At 30.4% G+C, this 3,293-nt stretch carries 3 protein-coding genes; all 3 read left to right on the top strand.

The window, feature by feature from the left end:
• The coding region (locus L1S34_RS14645; protein ID WP_236364820.1) for a hypothetical protein at window positions 1-488 on the top strand (488 nt) is incomplete at its 5' end.
• A 183-nt stretch (window positions 489-671) separates the two neighbouring features.
• Entirely contained in the window at window positions 672-1,538 is an 867-nt protein-coding gene (locus L1S34_RS14640) for a hypothetical protein (RefSeq protein ID WP_236364818.1), read from the top strand.
• 627 nt (window positions 1,539-2,165) lie between these two features.
• Window positions 2,166-2,624, top strand: coding sequence for a DMP19 family protein (locus L1S34_RS14635; protein WP_236364816.1), 459 nt, complete (start codon window positions 2,166-2,168; stop codon window positions 2,622-2,624).
• Window positions 2,625-3,293 lie beyond the last annotated feature (669 nt).

Genomic DNA, 3,293 nt, shown 5'->3' with positions numbered 1-3,293 from the left:
CAGTAACCTTGCCAAAAAAAGAAAACATGAGATTTATAAACACTTTGCTCCTTTCCATATTATTGTTTGGTTGTAGTCAACAAAATAAAATAATCAGAAAAGAGAGAAAATCATGGGGTTTTAACAATTGGAAAAACGAATTTAAAGAGCGAGCTTTTTGTTTGTGTTTATTAGAAGGATATGATGATGAAAACATAAATAAATTCATATTAAAAAATGACAAATCATATTATAATGGAGTTGGAATTGCAATTTTCGATCCTACATTAAAACCAATTATTCAGAAAGAAGTTAATCTAATGAAAAAAGATTCGCTTGAATCAATAGAGAAAGTTCCTGAACACATCACTGGAAAAAGAATATTTAATCATTGCTTAAATTTTTATAAAAGCAAAAAATTAGATTCAATAACAAAAATGGAATTTCCAAAATGGAAAATGATAAAAAACATTCAAGAAGAAGTTTGGAAAGAAATACCAACGTATTAAAAAAGGCTACTGCTAACAGGCGTTTGGCAAGATTGCGAATTTTGTTGTAAGTTCACGTTTGCGTTCCGCAAGAAATTTTATCTTTAGTGGAAAATAAACGGTTACGAAGTTCGCAACCTCGCCAAGCGCCAGAACGTTAGCAGTGATTTTGCCTCACCAGAATTCTAAAAGAAATATATCACAATGAAAGAAATAATTCAAAAAAATATAAATTCAATTAAAATTTCTGAACCAATTAAAGTGAAAATCATTGAAGAAAGTGATAAAATTGATTGGAATATATGGTTTTTATTGATTGCCGTTCTCACATTAATTTCAGCCGTTTTTATCCCATATTTTCAGAAGAAATATGAAGAAAATAAAACAAAATTTGGTTTTCATTTGTACATAAAAAAGAAAATTGGAATAGTTTATAATCTTTTAACGTACGACCAATTTTCATATAAGAAAATAGTAGATGCTGAAAATTTAGATGATTTAAGTTTAACTTTTGACGATATTATCAAAACATTTGAAGAAGACTATTCCAAAAATAAACAAACTATTCATCCATTATATGCTTTCGGAATATTACTAAATTTTCAAAATATTTTATTTACTATTTATAGAATTAAAATTGCTTTGAAAAATATAAACATCGAAAATCTTGATGAAAAAACTTTAGCCTTTGGAGACAAATTATCAAAAAAAGAACATCATAAACTAAATGCAATTTTTATGTTGATTGAGCATTATGATGCAATTACAACATTTCACGATAAATTTGTTTTGTTAAAATCTGTTCAAAGAGAATTTAAAGAAAACTTATGGATTGGTTTGAAAGTAGAAAATACAGTTTTAAAGAATCAACAAATAATTTTAGAAGATTTAAGTTTTTTAAGAGAGAATGAAATTAGTATAAACGAAATCTTAAATATTAATAAACTCTTAATTCAAGAAATAAAATCATATTTTGATTATGAAAAATTGATTATAAAAAGAGATAAACTAAGCAAAAAGAAAAGAACCACTGCTAACACACGCTACAAGCAATTTGGGGATCTGGCTTAATTTGAAAATGGTTTTGTATTTGGATGATTTGGCAAATCCGAATAATGGGCTTAATTTAGTCCCAAACTGCTTGTAGCGCGGGAACGTTAGTAGTCAGCGGCAGAAATTACGCAGGTCATATCAATTAAACTTCACATTTGTCTTCCGCAAGACGTAATTAATTGTTGCTATCAAAAATTATTTAAACCAAAACTTATTAATTATTTATAGTAGAACTTGGAATCAGAACTTTGAAATGAAACTTTTAAAAAAAAACTTTGAAACGGAATTTTGAAGCGGAACTTTGAAGAAAAAATTTGAAGCGGAACTTTGAAGAAAAAATTTGAAGAAAAACTTTGAAACGGAACTTTGAAACAAAACTTTGAAACAAAACTGTGAATCAGAACTTCGAAATGAAACTTAAAGACGTAAATGGAAACTGATTATGGAATTCTAAATTCGTTTAGCGGAATTTCTAAAACCGCCGAACTACTAACAGCCGTTTGGCGCCATTGCGGTTTCGGTGATTTTATGAAGCTTAAGTCTTGAATTAAAAATTTGTTTATATTTGTGAGAGTTTGGTGCTGAAAATCCGCAACAGCGCCAAGCGGCAAAACGTTATGCAACATTATTTAACCCTGCTTTTCAATGGACAAATTTCTTAAAATTCAAATTCTACTTTTAATATTCGTTTTCTCTAGTTGCGCTCAAAAAAGTTCATCAGAAAATGCAAAAGTTGACACTTATGAAAATTTAAAAAAGGAACTGAAAGGAACCGAAGTTGAGAAAGTGACTCCAAAAGCAAATATTGATGAATTAGAAATGGAAGTTAATAATGGCGGCTTCAATCAATACTTTATAAATTCAAGCAGTCAAAACTGTTATGAAACGCTGAAAGCGTTAAAGGAAAATGGAAAAGCAAAAACCGCCAAACTTCTTGAAAATGCCATTACCTTAATCAATCCGAATGATATTCCGGAAAATGAGTTTTTAGAAAAGTTGCGAAAAAGAGAAGTTGAAGAATTGTATGATGAAAAGATAAGTGCTGAATTGAATAAACTTGATGAAGCATTTTATAAATATCCAGACGGAAGTTTGACAAAATAATAACGTTGCATAACAGCCGTTTCTCGCAATTGCGAATTTTGTGGTAAGTTCACGTTTGCGTTTCGCAAGAATTTTTATCTTTAACAGAAAATATAAAGTTCCGAAGTTCGCAACTGACGAGAAGCGGCGGAACGTTATAGGGCAGTTGCGAATTTACGCAGACATTAAGAATTAGAAATAAATTAATCTTCCGCTAGAGTTTTTGAAAGTAGGAACTTGAAAGCGAAACTTGAAAAGCAAAATCTGAAAAGCAGAAACTTGAAAGTGGAAACCGAAAAGCGAAACTTGAAAAGCAGAATCTGAAAAGCAGAAACCGAAAAGTGGAATCTGAATGGTGGAATTTGAAAAATGAAGCTTGAAATCAGAAACCGAAAAGCAGAAACTGAAAAGCAGAAACTGAAAAGCAGAAACTTGAAAGTGGAAACTTGAAAGTGGAAACCGAAAAGCGTAACTTGAAAGGCAAAATCTGAAAAATAGAGACTTCAAAATATTCAACCGCCCTATAACAGCCGTCTCAAGCCATTGCGAATTTTCTCCTAAATTGACGCTTTCGTTCCGCAAGTTTATTTATATTTGGTGGAAAATAATCGGGTCCAAAGTTCGCAACGGCATGAGGCGGCGGGACGTTATATGCCATTTTGAAAGACGTCAATACAAAAAATTAATAAA

This window comes from Flavobacterium sp. K77, from assembly GCF_021608205.1.
GTDB classification, from domain to species: domain Bacteria; phylum Bacteroidota; class Bacteroidia; order Flavobacteriales; family Flavobacteriaceae; genus Flavobacterium; species Flavobacterium turcicum.
Note: the sequence above shows the minus strand (reverse complement) of the source record. Positions and strands in the feature narration are given on the sequence as shown.